Source organism: Streptomyces sp. NBC_01451, assembly GCF_036227485.1.
Lineage (GTDB): Bacteria > Actinomycetota > Actinomycetes > Streptomycetales > Streptomycetaceae > Streptomyces.
The window spans coordinates 10181669-10203699 of record NZ_CP109479.1 but is presented as its reverse complement, the minus strand read 5'-3'; the positions used below and the strand labels follow the sequence as shown (position 1 = coordinate 10203699).

Annotated in this window: 10 protein-coding genes and 1 pseudogene; 7 read left to right on the top strand and 4 right to left on the bottom strand. The window is 66.1% G+C overall.

Annotated features, from left to right (window positions below; translation table 11 throughout):
- Positions 1 to 170: 170 nt before the first annotated feature.
- Positions 171 to 4379 (bottom strand): NACHT domain-containing protein, encoded by a 4209-nt coding sequence (locus OG595_RS44925; RefSeq protein WP_329266608.1) that lies wholly within the window; start codon positions 4377 to 4379, stop codon positions 171 to 173.
- Between the two features lie 1811 nt (positions 4380 to 6190).
- On the opposite strand from OG595_RS44925, the gene OG595_RS44920 reads away from it, so the two are divergent.
- Complete coding sequence (locus tag OG595_RS44920) at positions 6191 to 6601, top strand: hypothetical protein (RefSeq protein ID WP_329266610.1); 411 nt, start codon at positions 6191 to 6193, stop codon at positions 6599 to 6601.
- 435 nt (positions 6602 to 7036) lie between these two features.
- Here the strand turns inward: OG595_RS44920 and OG595_RS44915 are convergent, their stop codons facing one another.
- Positions 7037 to 7228 carry a hypothetical protein gene (locus OG595_RS44915; protein ID WP_329266612.1) on the bottom strand — a complete coding sequence of 64 codons (192 nt, stop codon included), beginning with the start codon at positions 7226 to 7228 and terminating at the stop codon, positions 7037 to 7039.
- A 1200-nt stretch (positions 7229 to 8428) separates the two neighbouring features.
- Between OG595_RS44915 and OG595_RS44910 the strand changes: the two genes are divergently transcribed.
- On the top strand, positions 8429 to 9211 hold the full coding sequence (locus OG595_RS44910; RefSeq protein ID WP_329266614.1) for a hypothetical protein: 783 nt from the start codon (positions 8429 to 8431) through the stop codon (positions 9209 to 9211).
- Between the two features lie 241 nt (positions 9212 to 9452).
- On the opposite strand, the gene OG595_RS44905 is transcribed toward OG595_RS44910, so the two are convergent.
- Entirely contained in the window at positions 9453 to 10304 is an 852-nt protein-coding gene (locus OG595_RS44905; protein ID WP_329266616.1) for a hypothetical protein, read from the bottom strand.
- A 145-nt stretch (positions 10305 to 10449) separates the two neighbouring features.
- Between OG595_RS44905 and OG595_RS44900 the strand changes: the two genes are divergently transcribed.
- The 5 genes and pseudogenes from OG595_RS44900 to OG595_RS44885 all read left to right on the top strand — a co-directional run bounded on the left by OG595_RS44900 (position 10450) and on the right by OG595_RS44885 (position 19620).
- A complete protein-coding gene (locus OG595_RS44900; protein WP_329266618.1) occupies positions 10450 to 12336 on the top strand; it encodes an ATP-binding protein in 1887 nt (628 codons plus the stop codon).
- On the top strand, positions 12239 to 14803 hold the full coding sequence (locus OG595_RS44895) for a WD40 repeat domain-containing protein (protein ID WP_329266620.1): 2565 nt from the start codon (positions 12239 to 12241) through the stop codon (positions 14801 to 14803). Before OG595_RS44900 ends, OG595_RS44895 begins: the two co-directional genes overlap by 98 nt.
- Before the next feature lie 964 nt (positions 14804 to 15767).
- Positions 15768 to 18167 (top strand): NB-ARC domain-containing protein, encoded by a 2400-nt coding sequence (locus tag OG595_RS44890; RefSeq protein ID WP_443073395.1) that lies wholly within the window; start codon positions 15768 to 15770, stop codon positions 18165 to 18167.
- Positions 18168 to 18181: 14 nt separating this feature from the next.
- The gene (locus OG595_RS45590; protein ID WP_443072931.1) at positions 18182 to 18316 is read left to right on the top strand and encodes a NucA/NucB deoxyribonuclease domain-containing protein; all 135 of its coding nucleotides are present in this window, start codon (positions 18182 to 18184) and stop codon (positions 18314 to 18316) included.
- Between the two features lie 163 nt (positions 18317 to 18479).
- A pseudogene (locus OG595_RS44885) lies at positions 18480 to 19620 on the top strand (IS3 family transposase).
- Positions 19621 to 19838: 218 nt separating this feature from the next.
- Here OG595_RS44885 and OG595_RS44880 read toward each other — a convergent pair.
- A complete protein-coding gene (locus OG595_RS44880; protein WP_329266622.1) occupies positions 19839 to 21845 on the bottom strand; it encodes a hypothetical protein in 2007 nt (668 codons plus the stop codon).
- Positions 21846 to 22031 lie beyond the last annotated feature (186 nt).

The window sequence follows — 22031 nt, the reverse complement described above, 5'->3', positions numbered from 1 at the left end:
ACGATCGGCGGACGGACGAAGGGGCATCCGGGATCCAGCTCTCGCCGGACGCCACGATGTGGATGGCCCGGGCGGGCCGGCAAAGTCACCGAACTGCCGTGGCCTGCAACATACGCTGGCCATCGTGGGCATCTGATCGGCCCTATGGCCGCCCGGTTCGTCGCCGCAATTCATGCCTGCCGACCTTGCGATGGCGGCGAAGGCAGGGTGCAGTCGAGGGTGAAGGCTGCGACGGGGACACTCTTGAGGGCTTGCTGTGTATGGGCCTGTTTTTGCTGGTGCTGGTCAACTGACGCGAGCGTGTGATGGGTTGCGGGGCAGGATCGCCGCTTGGTGGCCGACCAACGGTCGCAGTCGAAGTAGCCGGTCAGCAGGATGCCTGCCGTGCGAGGGGTGTTCAGGTAGCGGTCGACTAGTTGGTGTTCCAAGGCTGTGGGCAGCGTGCTGTTCCAGCAGCCTTTGCACTCGATCACCAGTCTGACCGGGTCGTGTCCGCTGTCTGGCGGGGCTGGGACCTCGATCTGGATGTCGGTGCGGCGGCCAGCCAGACCCGGTCGGTCGAGCTGGACTTCACGATTGACGACCACACGGTAGCCGCCGATGTCCTGCAGGAGGAACGCGGCAAGGATGTCGCTGAGGTCTTCCTCCCAACAGGGCCACCACTCGGCTTGTGCCGCAGAGAACTCCGAGCGGTTCCACAGGGCGATGCTCAGGCCGTTGGGACGATGCAGAGCGTGTTGGAAGCGGCCGAGAGCCTCCAGCACGAGCGCCAGGAGGTGTCCTTCGTCAGTAACCCAGCGGCGTTGGTGCGATTCGGCAAGTGCCCTGAGCTGAGGGGGCGTTACCGGGGCGTGCAGGGATTGCGCGGCGGTGGTTGCGGTCTGCCGGGCGAGGTGGCGTAGACGCCACAGTCCTGTCTGGGAGGCCAGACGGTGCAGCTGGTGGGCAGCTTGCGGCGTGTTCTTGGCCTGGAGGAGCGGTGGAATGGATCGGATCAGCTCGCCGAAGTGGTCCTCGCCGATCCAGCCGGAGCGCAAGGGCGGGTCCAGAGCTTCCGCTGGAGCATGTCGGGCGAGCGCGAGGTATAGCTCGGCGAGGGCTTCCTCGGTCAGGTCGGCCAGCTGGTGCGGCTGCGTGTAGTGGTGCACGGGGCGCTGGCCGAGTTGGTCGATATAGGACCGGGCGAGTATCTCGTTGTGCAGATGTTTGTGCACGAGCGGCCACAGTTTCGGCAGTGCCGGACAGTACACAAGGATCTGCGCTGCCATGAGCCATCGGGTCAGGGTTTCGGGTGTCATGGCCGAGTTCGAAGGATCGAGGTCGAGGGTCGCCTGCAGGCGCGCGTAGGCGCTGGGGTGGCCGGTGAAGGCCAGGGCGCTGGTGACGCCCTGCCAGTGTTCAGGGTCGCGGTCTGGGTGGTCGGCCCAGACGGCGAGAGCGTCGACGGCGTCCTGCTGCGTGTGGGCGCCGAGGCGGCGGGCCAGGTCGTGTGTGGTGGCGGCGTCCGTGTGGGGATCGCGGAGCACCTCGTCAAGCAGGGTGATCAGGGCGGGGCCGGCTTGTTCAGCGCAGTAGAGCAGGAAGGTATTCCGGACGGCTTCGCCAGGGGATGTGTAAGCGTTCGTGGTGGCCAGGGCGAGAGCCCAGCTGGCCCAGTGGGCAGGGGGCGTCGAGGGGAGTTCGTCCGGGGTTCCCAGTACGGCGAGAGCACTGAGCTCCAGCATCAGGCGCGGATTGGCGCGCCCGCCATAGGCCAGCAGGTGCGATGGCAGGGGCGGCGCGGTCGTCAGCACCTGCCGAGCAGCAGCCCGCAGCTCCGCATCGAGGTCGCTGCCCTGCCCCGGACGGGACGGGGCGTGGTGCGCCCACAGGAGCAGCGGATCCTCCCACAGGCGAGAAGGCTCGGCTCCGTCGTGGGTGCATCTCATCTGGTCGATGACGGTGCCCCAGGTATGGCGGACATTCTCGGAGGTGGCGGTGTGGACGGCGGCAAGCGCTTCGCGCAGCCGTGTCTCGCTGTAGACGCGGCTCTCGTCGCGAGTGGTGTCGGCTTCTTGGCGGGGTTCTGGGTCGGGGGCCGGAGCCCAACGCTCGGTGATCTGCCGGAGGGCGGGATGGGCTCGGCAGGCTGCTTCTACCAGAGCTTGCAGATCAGGGTCGGCCGGTGGGGTGATGGATACGACCAGCCGGGCTAGTGCGGGTGGCACGTCAGCGAGTTGTTCCCAGTGCCCCATCCAGTAGAACGCGTCGTCGTAGGTGGTCAGGCCGCCACGTGGCACCGCGCTCCAGACGCGGAAGAAGTCTTGCTCGCCGAGGTGGGTGAGAAGGTGGAGTGTCAGGGCGCGGCGCAGGCTGTGCTGGGCGCGCAAGGCGTCGCCCAAGGCCTCGTGTTCGGTGCGTCCTTCAAGGCCGTACAGCAGATCGCTGTGGTTGGCCAGCGCGAGGAGCGCCTCACCGATGACGGTCTCGGGATGAGGCAGTCCAGGAAGCCCGTCGATACCGGCCAGGGTGACCGCGCGACTGATCAGGCTGGTGGCCAGGACAATGCTGTGCCCCGGTAGTGGCCGCTGAATCGTGTCGCGGGCCCACAGCAGAGCCTCCCCGGTCTGGGCTGCGGTCAGCTGGGCAGGGATTTCCGAGCGCAGCACCCACGCGCGGCCGTAGTAGTCGGCAGCCGGATCGCGAAAGAGGTCGAGCAGTTCTCGCAGGGACAGATGGCTGGGCCACAATCGATAGAGAGCGGCAGCGACAACTTCCGGTGAAGGGTCATCGGCCGCCACTTGCCTGACCCGTTCCACTGTCGGGACATCCGCGGGACGGAAGTCGGCGACGGCCCGTAGGGCAAGGGCGCGTAGCTCCTCGGGCAGGCTGGTGGTCCCGGCGACCTGCAGCAGGGCATCCGTCAGCTCTGGATGAGGACAGAATCGGGCCACTTGCAGCGCGGTGTACACCACCAGCGTGTCCGCGTCCGGCCGCAGGCGGGACAGAAGCTGCTGCGACAGTCCGGGGTGTTCGAGGCGGTGCAGCGTCGTATGGTCGATGTCGATCGTGTCGTCTTGTTGGACCAGGCTGAAGATGGCTTCGACGACCCGGGCCCGGTCGGCGGCCGGCCGTGCGGGCAGATCGGCCAGGAGCAGCACCCGCGGATCGTCGCGCAGGAGGTTTTCGAAGAGGGTGCTGTCGGTGCCGCTGCGCCAGGCGGCCACTTCGCGGTGGGCCGGGTAGATGTGCCGCGCTGCGCCGTCTCCGACCCACAGCAATCCGTCCTGGGCGGGCGGGTCAAGCTGGTGGGCTTGCAAATATTGGGCTGCCAGGAATTCCTGGTAGCTGCGGTGCGCGAAGGTCCACCGCAACAGGCCGACAGGATCGAACAGATGAGACTCGGTCAGTCGGCGCAGTTCGTCGGTCGTGCACGGGACCTGCCCGTCCAGCAGGCCGGGCTCATGTCCTCCTTCCAGTTCGGCCAGGGTGATTTCCCCGCGGTCGGAGGGGTGCGGGGAGGTATCGCTCAGCACGTTGTGTGCGCCGAACTGCATCGTCGCCGCGACGCGGGCGGCAACCGGCAGCAGACGCTGCCCCGTGGGCTGAGCCCGCAGTTCACGGACGTCGGCCGGGCGTCGGGTCTCGGAACACAAGAGCACGCAGGCCTGCTCGTAGGCGTCTGCCGCAGTGGCAGGCAGCGTCCCGTTGACACGGTGATGTTCGAGCAGCTGCAAGAGGGTGACGGGAGTCCTGGACAACTGCGACAGGCCCCGCTCGCGCAGCACGGTGCCGAAGACATCAGCGTCCAGACCGTAGTCTTCAGCGGCGACGGCAACATCGTGGTCGCTGAGCGGAGCCAGGATCATGTGCCGCACCTGAAGTGGCGACTGCCAGTGCCTGGTGAGTGTGTCCTGCAGGACGTCGGGCCAGCGCCCCGTGCGGCAGCTGAACCGCAGCCTCATATTGCTTCGCTGGTCCACGGCGAGTGAGTCGATCCAGTCGGCGATCAGCCCGCCCAGGGCAGGCAGGACGTTCAAGCCCTCGTCGACACTGTCCAGGAATACCCACCACTCCCCCGCCTCCTGGGCAGCGGACGTGGCAGCCAGTGCTGTCACGACCTGGGACTGTGTCTGGTGCCGCCCCAGGTTCACCCACCGCGTCTTGGCACGCGCAGCCTCCAGGGTCTGATACTCCTGCACAAGCGCCACTGACTTGCCCGCGCCCCGCTCTCCGAACAGGGCGAGCACCGGCACGTCCCGTAGCTCCTCCAGCCGCCGACCGTGGTCCCCTTCCGCGGCAGGCGCGCTGCTCCAGTCTCGGCCGGGTGTCCAATCTCCCAGCGACACCATCTGCCGCGCCCAGGGGTAGACCACTTTGGACAATGCTGCTGCCGTCACAGCTTCAAAGCGTAGAGGGACGCACTGACATCGCCGGTAACGGCGCTGGTTGACCATCGTCGAGAAGCCGCCGTACGGGGTCACGGATCGCGACCTCCGCCGTCGGTAGGACAGGCAAAGCCGAGCGGCCGATCCTCTTCATGTTTGGCGTCACGGCCTTCAGACAGACGAGGCCCCAACTCCTCCCCAGCGGACTCGGAGTACGAATTACGGCCCGGCAGCACGCTGCTGGAGGTGGCACCGGACTTCTGGCGGAGGCTGGCCGTGGAGGTCTCCGTGACCGAACCCCTGCCCTGGCAAATCTGGGCACCCCGCCTGAAGTTCTGGCTTTTCCGCAGAAACGGTACGCCAGCACCGGCCAACGCCCAGTTGAAGTAGCCGGGCTCTCGGTTGCCGCCATAGGGGCCGAGTCGGGGAGGGCGCACCGTGGGTCCGGTCTCCCAAAACTGCAGCAGGTAATCAGCGTCATTCAAGGTAGGCGTTGGGGTAGCGGGCGAAGCCGGTGGGTTTCTGCCAGGTGATCAGTTCGTCGTCGAAGCGAATGCGTCCGGCGGGACATCGCGCTCCAGGGCGCGGGGTAGGTGGAGCCGGTGACCATGCGGGGACGCTGGGCGAAGGCACCGATGCCGTACAGGAGGATCGAGCGCACCGCGCGGGAGGCGAGGTGAGCGGCGCGGACCTGCCGGGCATCTACAGTGCCCTCGTCGACAAGCAGGGCATATCGCCGCAGTCAGCGCACTGATGAACCTGTTCGCCCTCACCGATGAACAGGGCAAAGCCGCCACTGCCCGCATCGTACTGACCTACCCCAACCAGTAAGCGGTATGACGCCGAACTCAGGCCTTGCGCAGAGCTCGCGCTGCAGTGGCGATGTCGCGGCGCGCGGGCCTGTGTCCGTGAAGAAGTCTTCTCGGCGAGGAGTGCGGGCTTCCCCGTTGGCGGAGCGGATGCAGTGGCGGTCCCGGACCAGATGCCTGGCCGGCTACAGTGGACGCCATTTCAATATTCACTAAAGCGAATCTTTGAGCAAAAATCCAGTTCTTCAGGTCGACTTCCACCGCCAGCCGCCGGACGAAGCTCCGATCCTGTCGACGGATCGACGACGGGTCGACCTTTACGGCCCGAGCAGTCACCGCGGATTCGACGGGGCACCTGGGGCGTCGTTCCCTCCGCTCGTCGTTGACTGGCCCTGCCGGGGATCCGACCGGGATCGCCGCACGGGTCTCTCCGCCAGCCGCCCTCCTCTTGAACGGCAGCCCACGGAACATCCCGGAGAAGGTGTTCGCGCCTGCAGTCGACATCGGCGACAGCGCTGGGCGGGCAGACCCCCACCGCCCAGCGCGCTCGCGCACGCGGGGATGCGTCGCGGGCGTCGCCACATCCGGAGACACCTAACGTGCACCGGGCGCCCTCTACCAGACCGCCGCCGGTGGGACAGGATCCATAGGCCAGCCCAAGTCGTCTGAGATCAGGACTCATTATCCCTAATGCTCGTTTGACCCAGCGTCACGACATGCCTAACCTGACACCGAAGCGTTCTTTCGACGGATCGGAGCGATCGTGCAAGCCTCCATGGGCGTGGGTGACGCCGACGCGGTCCGTCTGTTGCCGGCACACACACGGCCGCCGGCTCATGCACCCTTCACGGGACTGCCCGCGATGACGATGCCGCAGGTGAAGCGGGCTCAAGGATGAACGATGTCTCTTGGCGGCGCGGAGAGAAACGCGATGGCCGGCTTCTCCAGTCCTTCGCCTGCTGCCCTGCGGATCATCCCCGGCGCCGTGCGTGCGATCAGCCCTGGGCCCATGAGGTGCAGACCTACTTCCGCCGCGACGCGATCACGTCGTGCAACCAGCACGAAGCCGTCTACGACCAGCGCCTGCTCCTCGTCCTGGACGGAACGGACCTTGTCGGGGCGGCCGTGCACGCGCTGACCGAAGCCGACGATCCGGCCGGCTTTCGCGAGCGGGCGCTTGTCGCTTATGCGGTAGGTGTCGATCACCAGGGAAAGTCGCTGTCCGACGGCCGCCGCGCGTCCACGGCGGTCCTAGAGGCCGTCTTCATGGACATCGTCTCGCGTCACGTGGAGGAACAGGTCGTCTTCCTCCACGCCTCGGTCCACCCGGCCAACGAGGCCTCTCGCACCGTTCTCAGCCGCCACGGCATCCAGCGCCGCAGCACCAACGGCGACTACCTGGTCCACTCCACCCGCATCCGCTGACCGGCATCGGCCAGCCCTTCTCCGGGAACCCGCCGCCCTCTCAGTCGGGCACGCCCGCGCCAGAACGGTTCCGCCGACCTGGGCGAGCCCTAACCCCTAAAGACCCATCGCCATGTCGCTCAACAGGTCGAATCTCGCCTTCAGAGCGCCAAGGTGATCGCCGCCCGTCCCTCCCGACAGCTCCAGGGGAGAAGATCCCGGAGAGTGCGACGGCGTGGGCGGACCCGGACGGGTGGCCTGCCGTGCCTCTATCCGATGCCCCACGAACCGGAGTTCGGTCGGGGCGCCGCATGGCCGCCCGGACGGAGTCGGTCTGCTACACACCGCGGCATGCGAAGACCGCGCGCCAGGTTTTCGCGGGGCGCACCCGCCGGTACGTGGTGACGTCCGCCGTCGAGGTGTACGAGTACACGGTGGCCCCAGCGGCCGAGGGCGTCATGGATCCGCACGGCAGCCGTCGACCACAACCTCCCCTGGGGCGACCCGGAGTTCCTCGACGCGCATGACGGCGAGGGCGAGCGGCAGGCCGAGGCCGTGTTCGCACCCGACCCGCTCGTTCCCCATGTGACCGTGCGCGTCACCCATGCCCTCGGAGGTGACGACGACTTCACCGACCGCCTGGAGCACTACGCCGAGCCCATCCGCACAAGCGAGGCGACCGCCGCGCCGTCAACCACCCGGCGACCTACATCCATGTCGTTTGCCGTCCGCACCCAGCCACGGCCAGCCCCTGCCGAACGGGCATACTCGCATCACGAGCGACCAAGGGGAACCACCCAAGCGACAACAATATTTGCTATTGCATTTCTCATTGCAACTATTGACTCTCACCCCTTGGAGCCAGGCTGCGAACGATACGCCGCCACCCTCCCCGCCGGTCCGGCAGTCAGCGCAGCCCAGGAGGACAGGCGGGAAACGAACGGGCAGCCGATCCCCGACCCGCCTCGCGACGCTCAACATCAGCCCTACACCACCACAGGCAACCCCCAGGAGCACGAGATGGCCCATAGGCACCCGCCAGGGTCTCGACTTCGACGGGACGACGCTCCTACGGCTCAGCCCGTCCACGTCAGCCGGATTGGGGCCCGCCTCCACCGATGGGCACCTTCATAGACAGCCATCCCCATCATCGAGGATGACCTGCACTTCACACGGCGGATCCGCTTCGGGCAGGTAGCGGAGGCGGGATTCCGGTGGCGCCACAATCAGATGGGCAACCGATCCTCCACCACCCGCGCCAGCCGGTACAGCAGACGTGGACGATGCTCACCCCGCACAGCCCTCACCCCGCAGGCCGGCAGAACAGTGCGCAGGGGCAGCGCCAACTCTGCCCACGAGGCATGCAGTCCCAGAATGCGCATGCGCTCCCCGGGTTCGCCGCCAATCGCTCGTCGACCTGCCCGATGCGTGATCAGGACAACCCTCAGCAGTGACGGCATTCCCCCTTCTCGTTACCTGACGCTCCAGCCCACATGACAAAAGCGCAGTTCATCGCTGGTGCACACTGCAGAGAGAGACAAACGGCAGGCCGCAGATGCGGTTGACCAAACGCCCGGAATACACTTACTGTGACACCGAAGCGTTTTTTCGACGGATCGGGGTGGTGTCCATGCAACCACATACGAGCGTGCTCTTCGCGACGGTCGGCTGCGTGATGCTGTTCGTCGGCTGCGTGATGCTGTTCGTCGGCTGTGTGATGTCGTTCCTGGTCGCGCAAGCACTCCCGGAGAGATCTCTCCGGGTCGCACCGCGCACGTTCCGGCACTCCTTGCCCCTGAGGAGGCACCTTTCCATCAGAGAGGAGCGGCTGTGCAAGTCCTTGCCGACATGACCGAAGCAGCCCCGGTCCGCCCATGGCCTGTAGCAAGCTGGATAGGCGTACTGAACGCATACAGCCCCGTCGGGGAGCCGACAGAAGCCCGGCTGCGGACGTTGCGCCGCAATCACGTCGTCTCCGAAGGGGTCCAGGAAGCCGTCCATGAAGCTGGCGGCCGACTCGGCGGCAAAGTATCCCTGTTCTGCGAACTGAACATCGACGCTGCAGTGCTCTCACGGCGGGGAGACAGCACATCGGCTGACCTCTACCGAAATGCGTCCACGGCTCTCGAGGGACGCTTGAGGCAACTCCTCACAGAGCACCGCGTGCGACCGGCGGAACTTGTACGTCCATCCGAGCCGCGAAGCCGCGCGGCGTGGCATGTTCTGCATACGTTCAGTGACGCGGTCACCGATGCACGCGCTGGCCTGCCCCCGGTTCCCGACGAGGACGTAGTTCCTGGAGTCCTGGCCGCACAAGTCGGCAAGTGGGTGCGCTTTGTGACTGGCGAAGGCTCCTCGCACTATGACCTTCCCTGGGACATGGTCCGTGCCGCTGGTCTATCGATAGGCGATCCAGCCGTCTTTTGCCGCGAGCTGCTGCCCAACAGCAATGTCATCCTTCGGCTGCGCGCAGGACTGCGGCTGGAGCCAAGCAATCTTCTGGGTGCTTCAGATGAGGGGACCAGCCCACTGGAGCGTCGCGCGCGACAGCCAGTGGATCCTGCAATGCGTGCAGCACTCCTTGAGACGCTTGCCGCTGATGAGCCACTCGTAAAGCGCATCACAGGATGAAGGGCTCCCTCTCCGGCCTTGCGGAGCGACACAGCCGGAGAGGCTGCCCGCTTGCCACTCCACAGAGGGCTCTCCCTCACCACAGTGCTGACCGAGTACCCGCGACAGCACGGCAGGCCACAACTCCCACGGGATCTCCGACCCTATACCCGACCAGCGGAAACGCAGTCCTCAAGTCCGGAAAGACAACAGCTTCTTACCTGACCGCCTGCCGGACAGCCCGCTTCATGAAAGCGCGAGGTTAGGCCAGTGCTGTGCGGACAGCGCGGGCCATGGCTTCCTGGCGCAGGTACCGCCGGGCCGCGTGAGGGTCGTCACCGTTGTCGACCTGAATGTCTTGGACGCCTGTGGCTTTGCCTGACAGCCCCTGTCCAGCGGTGATGGGGTCCTTGGGGTCAAAAATATTCACCCAGGTGATAGAGGCCGGTAGCTGGAACTCACTGGTGACATCGAGGTGTCGCTTGACGGGGGGCCAATTGAGAGGGCTTCCACAGGTGATCAGGGTCCCCACGCCGCCACCGTTGGCGCCGGGCGCGGGGATCTCGCCCCTTTGGGACATGTCGTAGATGATTACGCTGCCCAGGGAGTGAGCGATCACCAGCCGCACGTCCGAGTCGGTGAGGGAGCCCACGATGCGCTGGCGCGCCTGCTCGGCCGCGGTCGGATTGTGGAGGTAGCCGTAAAGCTCGCGGATGCGCGTCACGATGGTCTCGCCCGCACCGCGCCCCCACTTGCCGTCCAGTCCTGCGAGCCATTGTGTAATCCGCGGCCGGACCCTGGGCGGAACGCCCAGGGTGCCGTCGGGCTCGGGCAGGTCCAGGTCGGGAGCGTATTCCTCCAGAGTCTCGACAACGAAGTTGATCTCGTTCGGGTCGGTCAAGTCGTCCAGGCCCGGCTGGCTCAGTTGGAACCGCTTCGTCTTGGGAAAGACGTCGCCGTAATAGGGAGTGAGCAGCCCTGGCACGTGAGCGGCTGCGCCGAAGTAACGGGTGATGCCGTAAGCGAGTGCCGTGCGCCAGTCGGTGCCCAGCTTGAGGGCGTTGGTGTCCCACTGACGAATGCCATGCACACCGACGATCTGAATGCTGCTCACTACTCCCCCATCGTGCACGTGACTGAGCTATCAATGGTATTGATGCGGCGCCCAACGTGTACCTGTTTTGGTTCCCGCCGCCCGTGCGGGACCGAGTGCCAGGGTCGTACAGTACGGAGATTGATCCCTGTGCAGAAGGAATGGGATGAGCGGCACGCCTTGTAATCGTCGGCGTCTGATCGTGATCGCTGTCAGCGACTACGGAGAGAATGACGAGTCATTCAAGAAGGCGATCGAGCAGCAGGTCGCCGTCGTGGCTGGCTGGTGGACCTCGACTGAGCTTGAACCGGACCGCCGTTTCGAGGTGGAGACGCCGCCGCAGAAGCTCTTGTCGCTGCGTCAGGTACGGGCGTTTCTACACGACAGCGATCTTGCCGAAGCCGACGATGACGACGCACTGGTCATCTATATCACCGGTCATGGCGAGCGGGGCGTGTCAGGTCGCCACTACCTTCGCCTCGCGCTGACCGAGGACGAACGGCTCCCCGGTACGGCGTTGACGACAAGCGAAGTAATCAGCGCAGCCCTGAGCAGCCGTTCCAGGCACGCCCTGATCATGGTGGACTCGTGCTTCTCGGGGACCTTGCGCAGTGAACTGAACAACCTTCTGGACGACCTCGGAAAGTCGCGGCGTCGACTCAACTCACTGGCGGTGGTCACGGCAGGGGACTTCGAGGACAGCCCCAACGTCGGCTCCTTCACCGAGCTAATCCAGCGTGCCCTGGCCAAGGTCGCGGACGAGCCGGCGGGCTTCGCTGATCCCTACCTGTCCTTTGATCAGTGGGAGGGCCTGCTTCAGGAGGCTCACGAAGAGCAGACGGGGTCTGCCGAGCCGTTGTGGGTGTGGCCGACCAGGCTCACCCAAGACCCGAGCCCGTGCCTGCCCAACCCACGCTACCGGTCCGACCAGCCCCTGTTCAGCCCAGCCCTGCAGGAGCTGTCAGTCCCGGCCGCTCTCTCCACGACCTACTGGCAGGACCGGGCGTCCGGCCGCGCCAGCAACGAGGACACCGGCTGGTACTTCAGAGGCCGTGCGGAGGCGATGCGGACGCTGTCCGGGTTCCTGCACGAGGGCGTGGGAACGCTGGTGGTCACCGGCGCCGCAGGCTCGGGAAAGTCGGCCCTGCTGGCGCGGCTGGTGACACTGACTGACCGGCTGTTCCTGGAGAACCCCCGGTACGCGGAACTGGCAGGAGAGGTCGCGCCGCAGGACCGCCCGGCGGTCGGCACGATCGACGCAGCCGTGCTCGCGCGCGGGAAGACTTCGCTCGACCTCCTGACCGATCTGCTCCAGACGTCGGGCGCAGCCCCGCCGCTCCCAGGGGAGGCTCCCCTCAAGGTGCTGCTCGACCACATTGAGCAGTTGGCGGACGGGCGTCCGGTGACGGTGGTCATCGACGGCCTGGACGAGGCTCAGGAGCCAGGAGCATGCCTGAGCGATGTTGTACTGCCGCTCGCACGTCTGCGCGACCACCGAGGCGTAGGGCTAACACGTCTCCTCCTGGGGATGCGCAGCTCCCCGACTTTCGGGAGCGCGGCCGAGCGCTTGCAGGACGGGCGCGCCGATGCGCTATTGGACACACTTCAGCGCGCCCTCGCCGATGATCGCGAGCCGGTGCCAACTCTGCTGCTGCGCACCGACGGCCCGGACTGCGAAGAGGACATCGCCGCCTACGCCGAGGCACTGCTGCTGGCCGGCCCCTCCGACGCGTACCGCGACCCGGCCACGGCGCGGGCCACGGCGGCCTCGATCGCTTCCGCGACGGTCCCCTCCTTCTTGGATGCGCGCCTGGCCGCTGACCAGTTACGCAACATCAGCGAAATCCAGAACCTGCAGGCACAGCGCTGGCAGGCCCGGCTGGCTTCCGGCACGGTCGCGCTATTGCGTGAGGATCTGCGTGACGTGGCCCTCAGCGGGGGGGGTGTCGGCGGATGTGCTGCTGGCCGCGCTTCGGGCGACCGCCTTCGCGTTCGGCGCGGGTCTGCCATGGGACAAAGTGTGGCCAGCCGCGGCCCGGGCTCTTCTGCCTGACGGCACGGAAGCGGACAGGGAGACGCTGGACGCGGCGATTCGCCTGATCAGGTCGAGTCGGCTCGACGGATACCTCGCCCGCGGCGAAGAAGACGGCCGCACCGTCTACCGGCCGGTTCACCAGCGCGTCACCGAGGAATTGCAGTCTTCGCCCAGGTCGTTCGCACTCTCGGCGCCGGGCTCAGCTTTGGTGCAGGTCGGCTCCCGCGCGCGCCGCGCGCGCCGGCGTATCGCGGAGGCGAGCCACCAGCGCATCACCCAGGTTCTCGCTCAGCTGGTCAGATCCGGCCGCCAAGAGACAGCGCATCCGTACATCCGGCGATACTTGGTCGCCCATGCCGATGCGGGTCATATGCTGCGGGACGAATGGCTACCCGTGCAACTGCTCAGCCAGGAGACATCGTTGACGTTGCGGTCCCGGCTGGGACTGCCGCTCCCTGCCGACAGTCCTTCACAGTCGTATCTGGCCGCAGCCGCTTTGATCGAGCCCTACATCACTTCATCGGTCGACTCGGGCTCGCGCGCTAGTAGCATCAATTTCCACATGTCGGCCTTTGGGCGGACCCGCCGTCTGGGACCGGGGACCGGGCCTGCAGTGCCCCAGAGCGTTTCGTGGGAGGCCGCGACCAATGTGTTGGCCTCGCCGCCGGGCGCCATCAAGACGCTGACACCCCTCGAACTCAACGACGGCAGAACGCTCCTGGCGGCGGGGACCAAGCACAGTGTGCACATCTGGGATGTTGCCTCGGGTCATCATCTCGTCGACCTTGACACCGGGATGGCGTTGGGGATGCGCCCGATCCGCGGCCGCAGCGGACGAGTGTTCCTCGCCGTCGCAGGCGTGCGGGGCGCTGCTGTGTACGATCCCCTGTCCGGTCTCCAGGTCGCCGGTACAGAGGACCTGCACCCTGTAATGGATCTGCAGGTACTGGCGGACGGGGACCAGCGCTGGCGTCTGCTGCTCCATACTCGCGACCAAGGCCTGCAACTGTGGCTGCCGGATCTCGGCTCACGCTTGCAGGCTCTCCCCAGAAGTGGCTTCCAGAGCGTAGTCATCCGCGATCACGACGGGCGCTGGCTCATCGTCCATAAGACCCGGACAGACTTCCGCGTGAGCGGTCTCGATGAGCCGTACGTCGGACCCAACCCCGGCCTGCCGCCAGACCGCCTGCTGCGGCTTATCCCCCGCGAGGGGGCAGCTGACCTGCTGATGGCTTATGGGGCGGGGCGAGGTGCGCTCCTCTGGGATCCACAGAGCGGCCATGTCAGCCAGATGTCAGGCGTTCCGCGGCACGTTCACTCGGTCCCTGACCGTGATGGGCCAACGTCGCTGGCAGGACTGAACGACGGCGGCTTGGCCGTCATCTGGCAGCAGCAGGGAGCTGACTGGCGTCCAGCCGCAGCAATGCGGGTCGGCCCCGTACACGCCGTGACAGCGCTGCCGAGCCGTCACGGCAGTTGGCGGCTGGCAACCGCCGGCGAGGACGGCATCCGGCTGTGGGAGCAACCAAAGGGCTCACGCCCAGCCAGTGACCAGATCCCAGCGAGGCGGCCCCGAGTCGATCGCGATGTGCGAGCCATCAGCCTCGGTTCGCTTGTCTATGGCGGCGAGCAGGCCTGGGCTCTCGGCACGATCGAGGGCGTGCAGCTCCTACGACGCGCCGACCTGCGGCTCATCCACCAACTAGGCGGCCGTCCCCCGGTCTACGACGTCTTCCCAGCTACCCCCGAACGAAACTCCGACCTTCTGGCGGTACGGACCGAGACCGCGATCGAAGTCTGGGACATTGCCAGCAACGAGATCACCTTGACTGTGCCGGTCGACCAACGGGCCCGGGCGTGTGCCGTCGAGCTCCGGCCCGATCCGCCCCACCACCTGACGGGCGGGCCCGCTTTGTGCGTGTCCACGCCGCAGGAAGGTCTGCGCGTGCACCAACTGCTCCCAGACACGACGCTCCCCGAGTGTTCCTTTGGCCTCTCGTCACGGATCACAAGTCTTGCTCCGGTGCCTTCTGAGGACCGCACACTCGTGGCGATCGGGGCCAGTCGATGGGTCTACGTATGGAACCTCGACCGCGACGCGGCGACGGCCCGGCTCAGCACAGGCACCCCGGCCCCCGTTGAAAGCTTGTGCACGCTCAACAGCCCGGACGGCCTTCTCCTCGCCGCCGCGAGCAGAGACGCGATTCATGTCTGGCACACCTCCGACTGGCGTCCGGTGGCAACCATCACCGCACTCGGCACGAAGAGGCTCAGCTACCTGGTCGGTAAGGACGGTGCCTCGCTGCTAGCGTCAGGCGATGGCCACAGCATCCGCATCTGGGATCCATGGACCGGCGCACCAGTCCATACTCTCCTCACGGCTGCGTCGGTCTACGCCCTCGCGGGCAATGAGAAAGATGGCACCCTGGCCTTCGGCGGCCCGGCCGGCTTTGCCGTCGTGGACTTTAGCGCCCTCGCACCCTAACCTTGATCTTTCTTGACGGTCCGCCGACTCCGTCGGCGGACCGTTTCGCTTTCTGTGGCTGATGGTGGGCAGGCCGACAGCGCGAGTGCCGCGTCGGGTGGGCGCCGGGTTCCACTGCTCCGGTGTGGTGGTGCGGGTCGTCGGGGTGGTCGGTGTGGCTGGTCAGCCGGGGCTCGGCAGGGCCTTGAGCCGGTCGATTGCCCGGGTGATCTCGTCGGTCCATAGCACCAGCCTGCACCTTCGGGCACTGGCGGAAGTGTTCGCCTTTACCCAGGCGGAGGGCGTCGAGCGACGTCTGTAGGTCCCCGAGGTGCAGGTCCGCAGGCTGCCTGCCGGGCCGGAGCGGATGGCCTGCCTTCGAGGCCAGCGAGAAGAGGCTGAACACGATGAAGGCCACTGCTATCGCCGCGACCAGCTGGGTCGCGCGCTATGGGGAGGTATTCTGCGGGCCCGTACGAATGCAGTAGCAGGAACCGTGATCCCGAACCTTTGTCGCGTGCGGCGGCCACAACAACGCATCGCCAGCTAACGTCGCCCGAGTCAGAAGCCAGCCTGCGCCAACGGCCTGTCCCTTTTCCCCGGCCGCAGCTTCGGGCCTACTTGTAACTCCCTCGTGCTACACGCGGGCCACTGGCGCTCAATCGACACTTGCTGCCATGCTTTTCGCCAATGGCGGCTAGCTTTCTCATGCCGACTGCCACTCAGGGGAGGGGGCAAGGTGCGAGGGCGTGTGCTGGGAATGGCCGTACTTGCCGGGACGGGAACAGTGCTTGCTGCGTTCTTGGGACTGGCAGCCAACAAGGCCACATCGGATGAACAATGGCCCGGACCACTCGATCTCTTACGGCAGCATCCATGGCCCTGGGTCGGTGTTTTGATAATCCTGTCGATTGCCGGGATGACGGTGACCGTGCGGATTCAGGAGGAGCCTACGGCAAACTGCGCTGACCCACCTGCACCACCCGTGATTCCGGGCTGGTTCGTGGACCGTTCCGAAGTCCACGAGACAGTGCGGGCGGTGTGTCGGGGCGGACGATCCGTGGCTATCACGACCTCTCTGTGGGGCGCGGGAGGGTTTGGAAAGACGACCCTCGCCACAGCGGTATGTGCGAACACGCGCGTCCAGCGGCACTTTCGCTCTCGCGTCTACATCGTGACGATCGGGCGCGATGTGCGCGGCCGCGCGGCGATTGCATCCAAAGTGGCAGAGGTTACCCGATTTGTCACTGGAGACCAGACCGCCTTCGAAGACCCGGACTTGGCGGGCTCGCACCTCGGTCGCCTACTCGACAGGCAGCCAAGGACTCTTGTGTTCCTGGACGATGTCTGGGAGGAGGCGCAGCTTCGTCCCTTCCTCCTCGGTGGTGAGCGTTGCGTGCGTCTGGTCACCACGCGCAACCCGGAACTGATCTCTCCTGATGCGCCGCGGATCCACGTGGACCAGATGTCGCTTGAACAGGCTTTTGCCGTGCTGACCTGGAACCTACCGCCTCTCCCGGCCGTTCTGGCATCGGATCTATTGCAGGCGACTGGTCGTTGGGCCCTGCTTCTACGCCTGACCAATCGGCTGATCGCCGAACAGGTTGCCACCGCGGTCGGTGTCACACAAGCGGCTACCGAAGTCCTGGAACAGCTGCGGTCCCAGGGGCCGAATGCCTTCGCAGATCCGGACATGCCCTGGGACCTAGATGATCCTCAGATGCGCAGTCGAGCTGTCCGGGCTTCCATCGAGGCTGCCACCACCCGACTCCCTTCCGGAGGGGATCGGCGATTCGCCGAGTTGGGCATATTCGCCGAGGACGAAAGCATCCCTGTCCCCCTCGTCATTCTGCTCTGGAAGACCACTGGTGGACTGACCGAGCAGAAGTCCCGCTCTCTCTGCCGGAAGATGGAACGACTGTCCCTCCTGACTATCACTCCTGTGGACGACGGCCGGATCCGTCTCCACGATGTCATCCGGGACTACCTGCGCAGCGAGCTCGGCGACAGTGCACTGACCGACGTGAACGCACAACTGCTAGACGCGGTCGGTGACACGCTCCCCCAGGCCTCACCGCTCACTCCGGCAACCCTGGCGCCTGAACGGGCCTGGTGGGAAAACAAAGACGGATACCTCCGAGACCATCTCATCTCCCATCTCCTTGCGGCTGGCCGCGATACTCAGGCGCTGTCCGTAGCCGGGGACCTTCGCTGGATCGAATCGCGCCTCGTCTCCCGGGGCGCCAACGCCCCCCAAGGCGACCTCGCACGCATTCCCGTCGCCCGCGCTCAGGCCCTGGCCTACGACCTCACGCTCGTGGCCCACCTTCTGACTCCCACAACGCCCTCTAAGGCTGTCATCGCAGTGCTGCACAGCCGCCTGCCGCCTCACTCCCAGTGGCGCGACCAGATCACAGCCCGCCAACAAGATCCGGCACTGCGCCCACTCTTGGCAAACCGATGGCCGCCCCCGGACTACGCAGGCACCCGGCTCCACCACCCCGACCGCGCCAAGCCCGTCGAGGCGGTGGCCATCTCTGCCGACAACACGTGGCTCGCTACCGGGGGTTTCGACCGATCAGTACGAATCTGGCACCCTTCCACAGGCAACTGCATCGCGCTCGGTGACCACTACGCTGCCATCGATCCAACCCGCCGGAGAGGTCACGCAAGCACCGTTCGCGCTGTAGCAATCGCCCGTAGCGGAACCTGGCTCGCCACGTCGAGCGACGACAACAGTGTGCGTATCTGGGACCCAGGCAGCGGAGACGTCTCTGCGGTTCTGCGTCACACCAGCGCAGTAAGGGCCGTAGCCATTGCGCCGCATAGCGCGTGGCTCGCCACGACAAGCGACGATCAGACGGCTCGGGTCTGGGACCGGAGCACACAAAGCATTCGCAGTGCCTTCAACGGCCATGCTGGCGCGGTGCGTTCAGTTGCGATCTCACCTGACGCTACATGGGTGGCCACCGGAGGCGACGACGCAACCGTACAGATCTGGGACCCGTCCAGCGGAGAGGTATCCCTGGTCCTCGGCGGCCACACGGGCGCCGTACGGTCCGTGGCGATCTCACCCGACGGTGCATGGATGGCATCGGGCAGCGAGGACACGACCGTCAAGATTTGGGACCCGCGCAGTGGACAACTCTCCGCGAACCTGGAGGGCCACTCTGGCGCCGTGCGGTCCGTTGCCATCTCACCCAGTGGCACCTGGATCGCGACCGCAAGCGATGACTGGTCCGTGCGTATCTGGGACGTAGCCTCAGAGTCTCTTATCTCACTACAGCGCGCCAACAGGCCATTCCATAGCTGTGCTTGGGGTTCAGAGGGACTCGTGGTTGCCGGCGGAGCCTTGGGTCTCTACCTCTTTTCTCTCCTCACCTGACGAGCATCAAGGGTGTGACGCCTGCCACGGCTGGCCGCGGCTGCTGCCCTTCGAGCCTGCCGCGGCCCGAGGGCAAGCAGTGCGACGAGTACCCCTTCGCCTCGACCTGGGAGGGGGCCAAGACCAGCGGCAGTTACAGTCGGCGATGATCACGGCACCGCAGAACGAAGGCGGCGGCCGGGCTCTGGGCAGCTTCTACTTGTACAACCGCATCATCGAGAAGGACCGGTTCCTGGTATGTATGGGGGTTTCCCCTGGTCGTGAACACCTTGGACACTGGATCTATGAAGTTCCAGAGATCAGGAGTTCCCGTTGGGGACCTACAAGTACTCGGCTGAGTTCCGGGCCGACGCCGTCGCGCTGTACCGCGCCAGCCCGGGGCGTCCGGTGACGGCCGTAGCCAAGGATCTGGGCGTGAACCACGAGACGCTGCGCCCGTGGATCAAGGCCGCCCGAGGAGTCCGAAACGCCGTCAGTGCGGGCTGAGGCGGACAAGGACGCCGAGATCGCTGCCCTGCGCGGGCAGGTGCGCGAGCTGGAACTGGAGCGCGAGATCCTGCGCCGGGCGGCCAAGTATTTCGCGGGCGAGACCAGCTGGCGAGCCGCTTCCAGTTCGTCGATGACCATCGCGACACCTTCGAGGTGAAGCGGCTGTGCAGGGTCGTGGAAGTCTCGCGCTCCGGCTACTACCGGTGGCGGGCCGCCACCGGCGCCCGCGTCGAGCGGGCTCTCGGCGATGCCGAGCTGACCGGGAAGATCCGCGAGATCCACACCGAATGGGACGGCACCTGCGGCTCCCCGCGCATCACCGCCGAGCTGCGGGCCGAGGGCTGACGGGTCAACCACAAGCGCGTGATGCGCGAGGCCGGCATCGTCGGCGTGCACCTGCGCAAGAAGGTCACCACCACCGTGCCCGCCCCGCACGCGGCCCAGGTCCCCGACCTCCTGCAGCGTGACTTCACCGCGAGCGACCCGAACACCAATTACGTCGGCGATGGCCAATTCCTCTACCTGGCAACGGTGTTGGACCTCCGTTCAAAGCGCCTGGCGGGCTGGGCGATCGCCGATCACACGCGCACCGAGCTGGTCACCGACGCGCCCGAAGCCGCCGCCCGCACCCGCTGCGGCGACCTGGCCGGGGCGGTCTTACGGCGGCAACGGAGCCCAGTACGCCTCGCAGGACTTCGCGAACGCATGCCGCAAATTCCGCGTGATCCGCTCTCGCGGAGCGGTCGGGACAAGTGCGGACAACGCCGCTGCGGAGAGCTTCAACGCGGCCCTGAAGCGGGAGACCCTGCAGGGACGGAAACGCTGGCCAGGAGTACGCAAGGCCCGCCTCGCAGTCTTCCGCTGGATCACCTGCTGCAACACCAGGCGAAGGCATTCAGCGATCGGCCAGGTCAGCCCGATCGCCTTCGAACAACGAACGGTTACGCTGACCTCTGCCGCATAGCAAACGGTGTCCACGGCTCAGGGGAAGCCCCGTATGTGCGGGGTGACGTTCTTGCCGGCCAGGACAGGGCATTGCTCCGCAGCCGCGGGCAGGTACTTGCGGAGGAGGTCGGCAACGGCATTCGGCTCACGGCGAAGGGATGAGCAACTTGGACGCGTGCCGCGCGATGGGCGTCAAGGGCACGACCTGCTACCGATGGAGCTACGAGTGGAAGGGCATCAACGGCACCCGCCGGCTTCCCGCGTGCGAGGTGCATGACACGCCTTTTCTGCCGCAGAACCCTCGAAGCCGTACCTGGCCTGAAGAGATTCGCGATCACGCGCCAAGACGTCTCCGTCGCCTGAGGGCGGGGCTAGTACGCTGACGGTGTACCGGACCGAGAGCTTGTGGAACAACCCTGTTGGGTTGTGGGGCACCTCATGGGGGCCGGCGCCGTATGCGTCGCTCAACCCGTGGTGAACCGCCAGGGTATGACCGAAATTCATCCAGAGGTCGGTGGCGTGACGTGGTGGCGAAGGTGCCCGAGTCACGTCGAGGAAGAAGGTTCCCTCGTCTGGTGGGATTGAAGTCCACTGGCCGTTGCGTGGCACGTCGATGTAGCGGTTCAGTCCCCGGCGGTCGTTCTGGAACTTCGTGAGGCTGGCGAGCATCTGAAGGGTGCCTTGGCCGTCTGCGGCCTTGACCTCGTCGATGGTGATTTTGAGTGTGCGGTACGGCGACTTCACGTGTTCCGGCACCACCATGCGGTGCAGGATCTTGCTGAACGCGATGTGGCCGGCTGCGTTGGGGTGGGCGGTACCCTCAGCGTCGCCCTGCGTCCTCAGCGAGGTTTCCAAGCTGGTGAACCAACTCGGGGTCGCGCAGTAGGCATGCGGAAGGAAGTCGTGCTCCAGACGGTCCACGAAGTTCCACCGGTACCCCATACGGTCGAGCATCGTTGCCATGTTCTCGATGTGGCGGTTGAGTTGGTTGCCATAGACATTCATCTCGCTTTCCTCCACCTCGTCGATCCCTATGCCCGGTTCCCCGAGCAGTCCGCACCCCCCGCCCTCGAAGACTTCGCCCGGGTAGTCGTTGATGTAGACCTCCCTGGCGTCTGGAAGCTCGCGTTTGATGGCAACCGCAAGGTTGAGGTACTTCACGGGGAGGGTATTGATCGCTTCCGCGATCCCGCCTTTCGTCACGCACTTCTCGGAGTCGCGAGAGAGGTTGTTGTTGAACGCGCAGCGCCCGATGATGGAGCTGAAGTCCAGGTCGTTGATCCCGGCTGAGAGCAGCAAGGAATCAATGGGCCGGGGGTCGCCGTCAGAGTTGGGACCGAACAGACTCGCCACCGCGCCCACCTGCCCGAGCACCTTTTCGTCTGGCCGAGGGATGAGGTCGGCTACCGTCGCGCCCGAGCAGGCGACACTGACGAAGGTCACAGATGTCTTGGGATCCGCGTCCTCGAATGCCTTGGCCGCCTGTGACGGTCCGCTCTTGGCCGACCGGTGACAGCGCCGGTCCTTCCACACGGCGGCTCGCTTCGTGACGACATGTGCGGGCGGCCAAGCGAAGTCGGGGTCGAAGGAATACGACCCAGGGACGTCGGGGGTGCCCTCGCCCGATGCTAGCGAGTCCCCCATCGACACGATCAGATAGTCGCGGATGCCCACGTTCATGCTGACGGATGCGCTCACGCCGTCAGCCGCCCCCCAGTCGGTGTGCAAGGTCAGGGTCGCCTTGTACAGGCCCTGGGCCGGTAAGATCTTGGGGATCTGGAGTCGGCACGACGTGCTGTTGAATGTCCGCTGCCAGGGCTTGCCCGTCTGGCGAACTGTGAACGTGTATTTCTGGATCCGACGCACAGCGGTCGACGCGCAGCCGTCGAGGTTCAGGCCCCACGAGTTAGGCTTCACGATTCCCTGATCGTAGGTCGCGCTGGTCTCGTTGTAGGCTGCCCAGCTGTCTTCGAACCGACGCGGAACACTCCAATCGAGGACTGGCTTGGCGGTCGAGTCGAAGATGAGGTCGCCCGGGGGGTCGTCGGGCGTGCACGACGACAAGGCGGGTACAGCGAGGGCGGTGGTTGCGGCGAGAGCGACCCAGCGTGCCCACCTGAGTGGTTGGTCCGTTGGATGGGTTTCTCGCCTCTTGCGGATAGTGGTTTTGAGCACGAGGTCCTCCGTCAGCGGGTGGTGTGCGGTGGCCGTCTCGGCCTGGACCGGTGTGGCGGCGTCAGGCAAGACCTAGGTGGTGAAACCAGGGACGACCGGTGGGATGGTCGCCAGGGTCCGTGGAACGTGCGCCGAGGCCGGGGCCGCACCTGCTGCGGACGATGTCGTCGCTCTCCGCGTCCTTCGTGGCCAAGCTGTCTTCGCTGCCGCTGTGACCGCTGCCGGATGTAACCGGCGGTACGGCGTTGCTCGGAT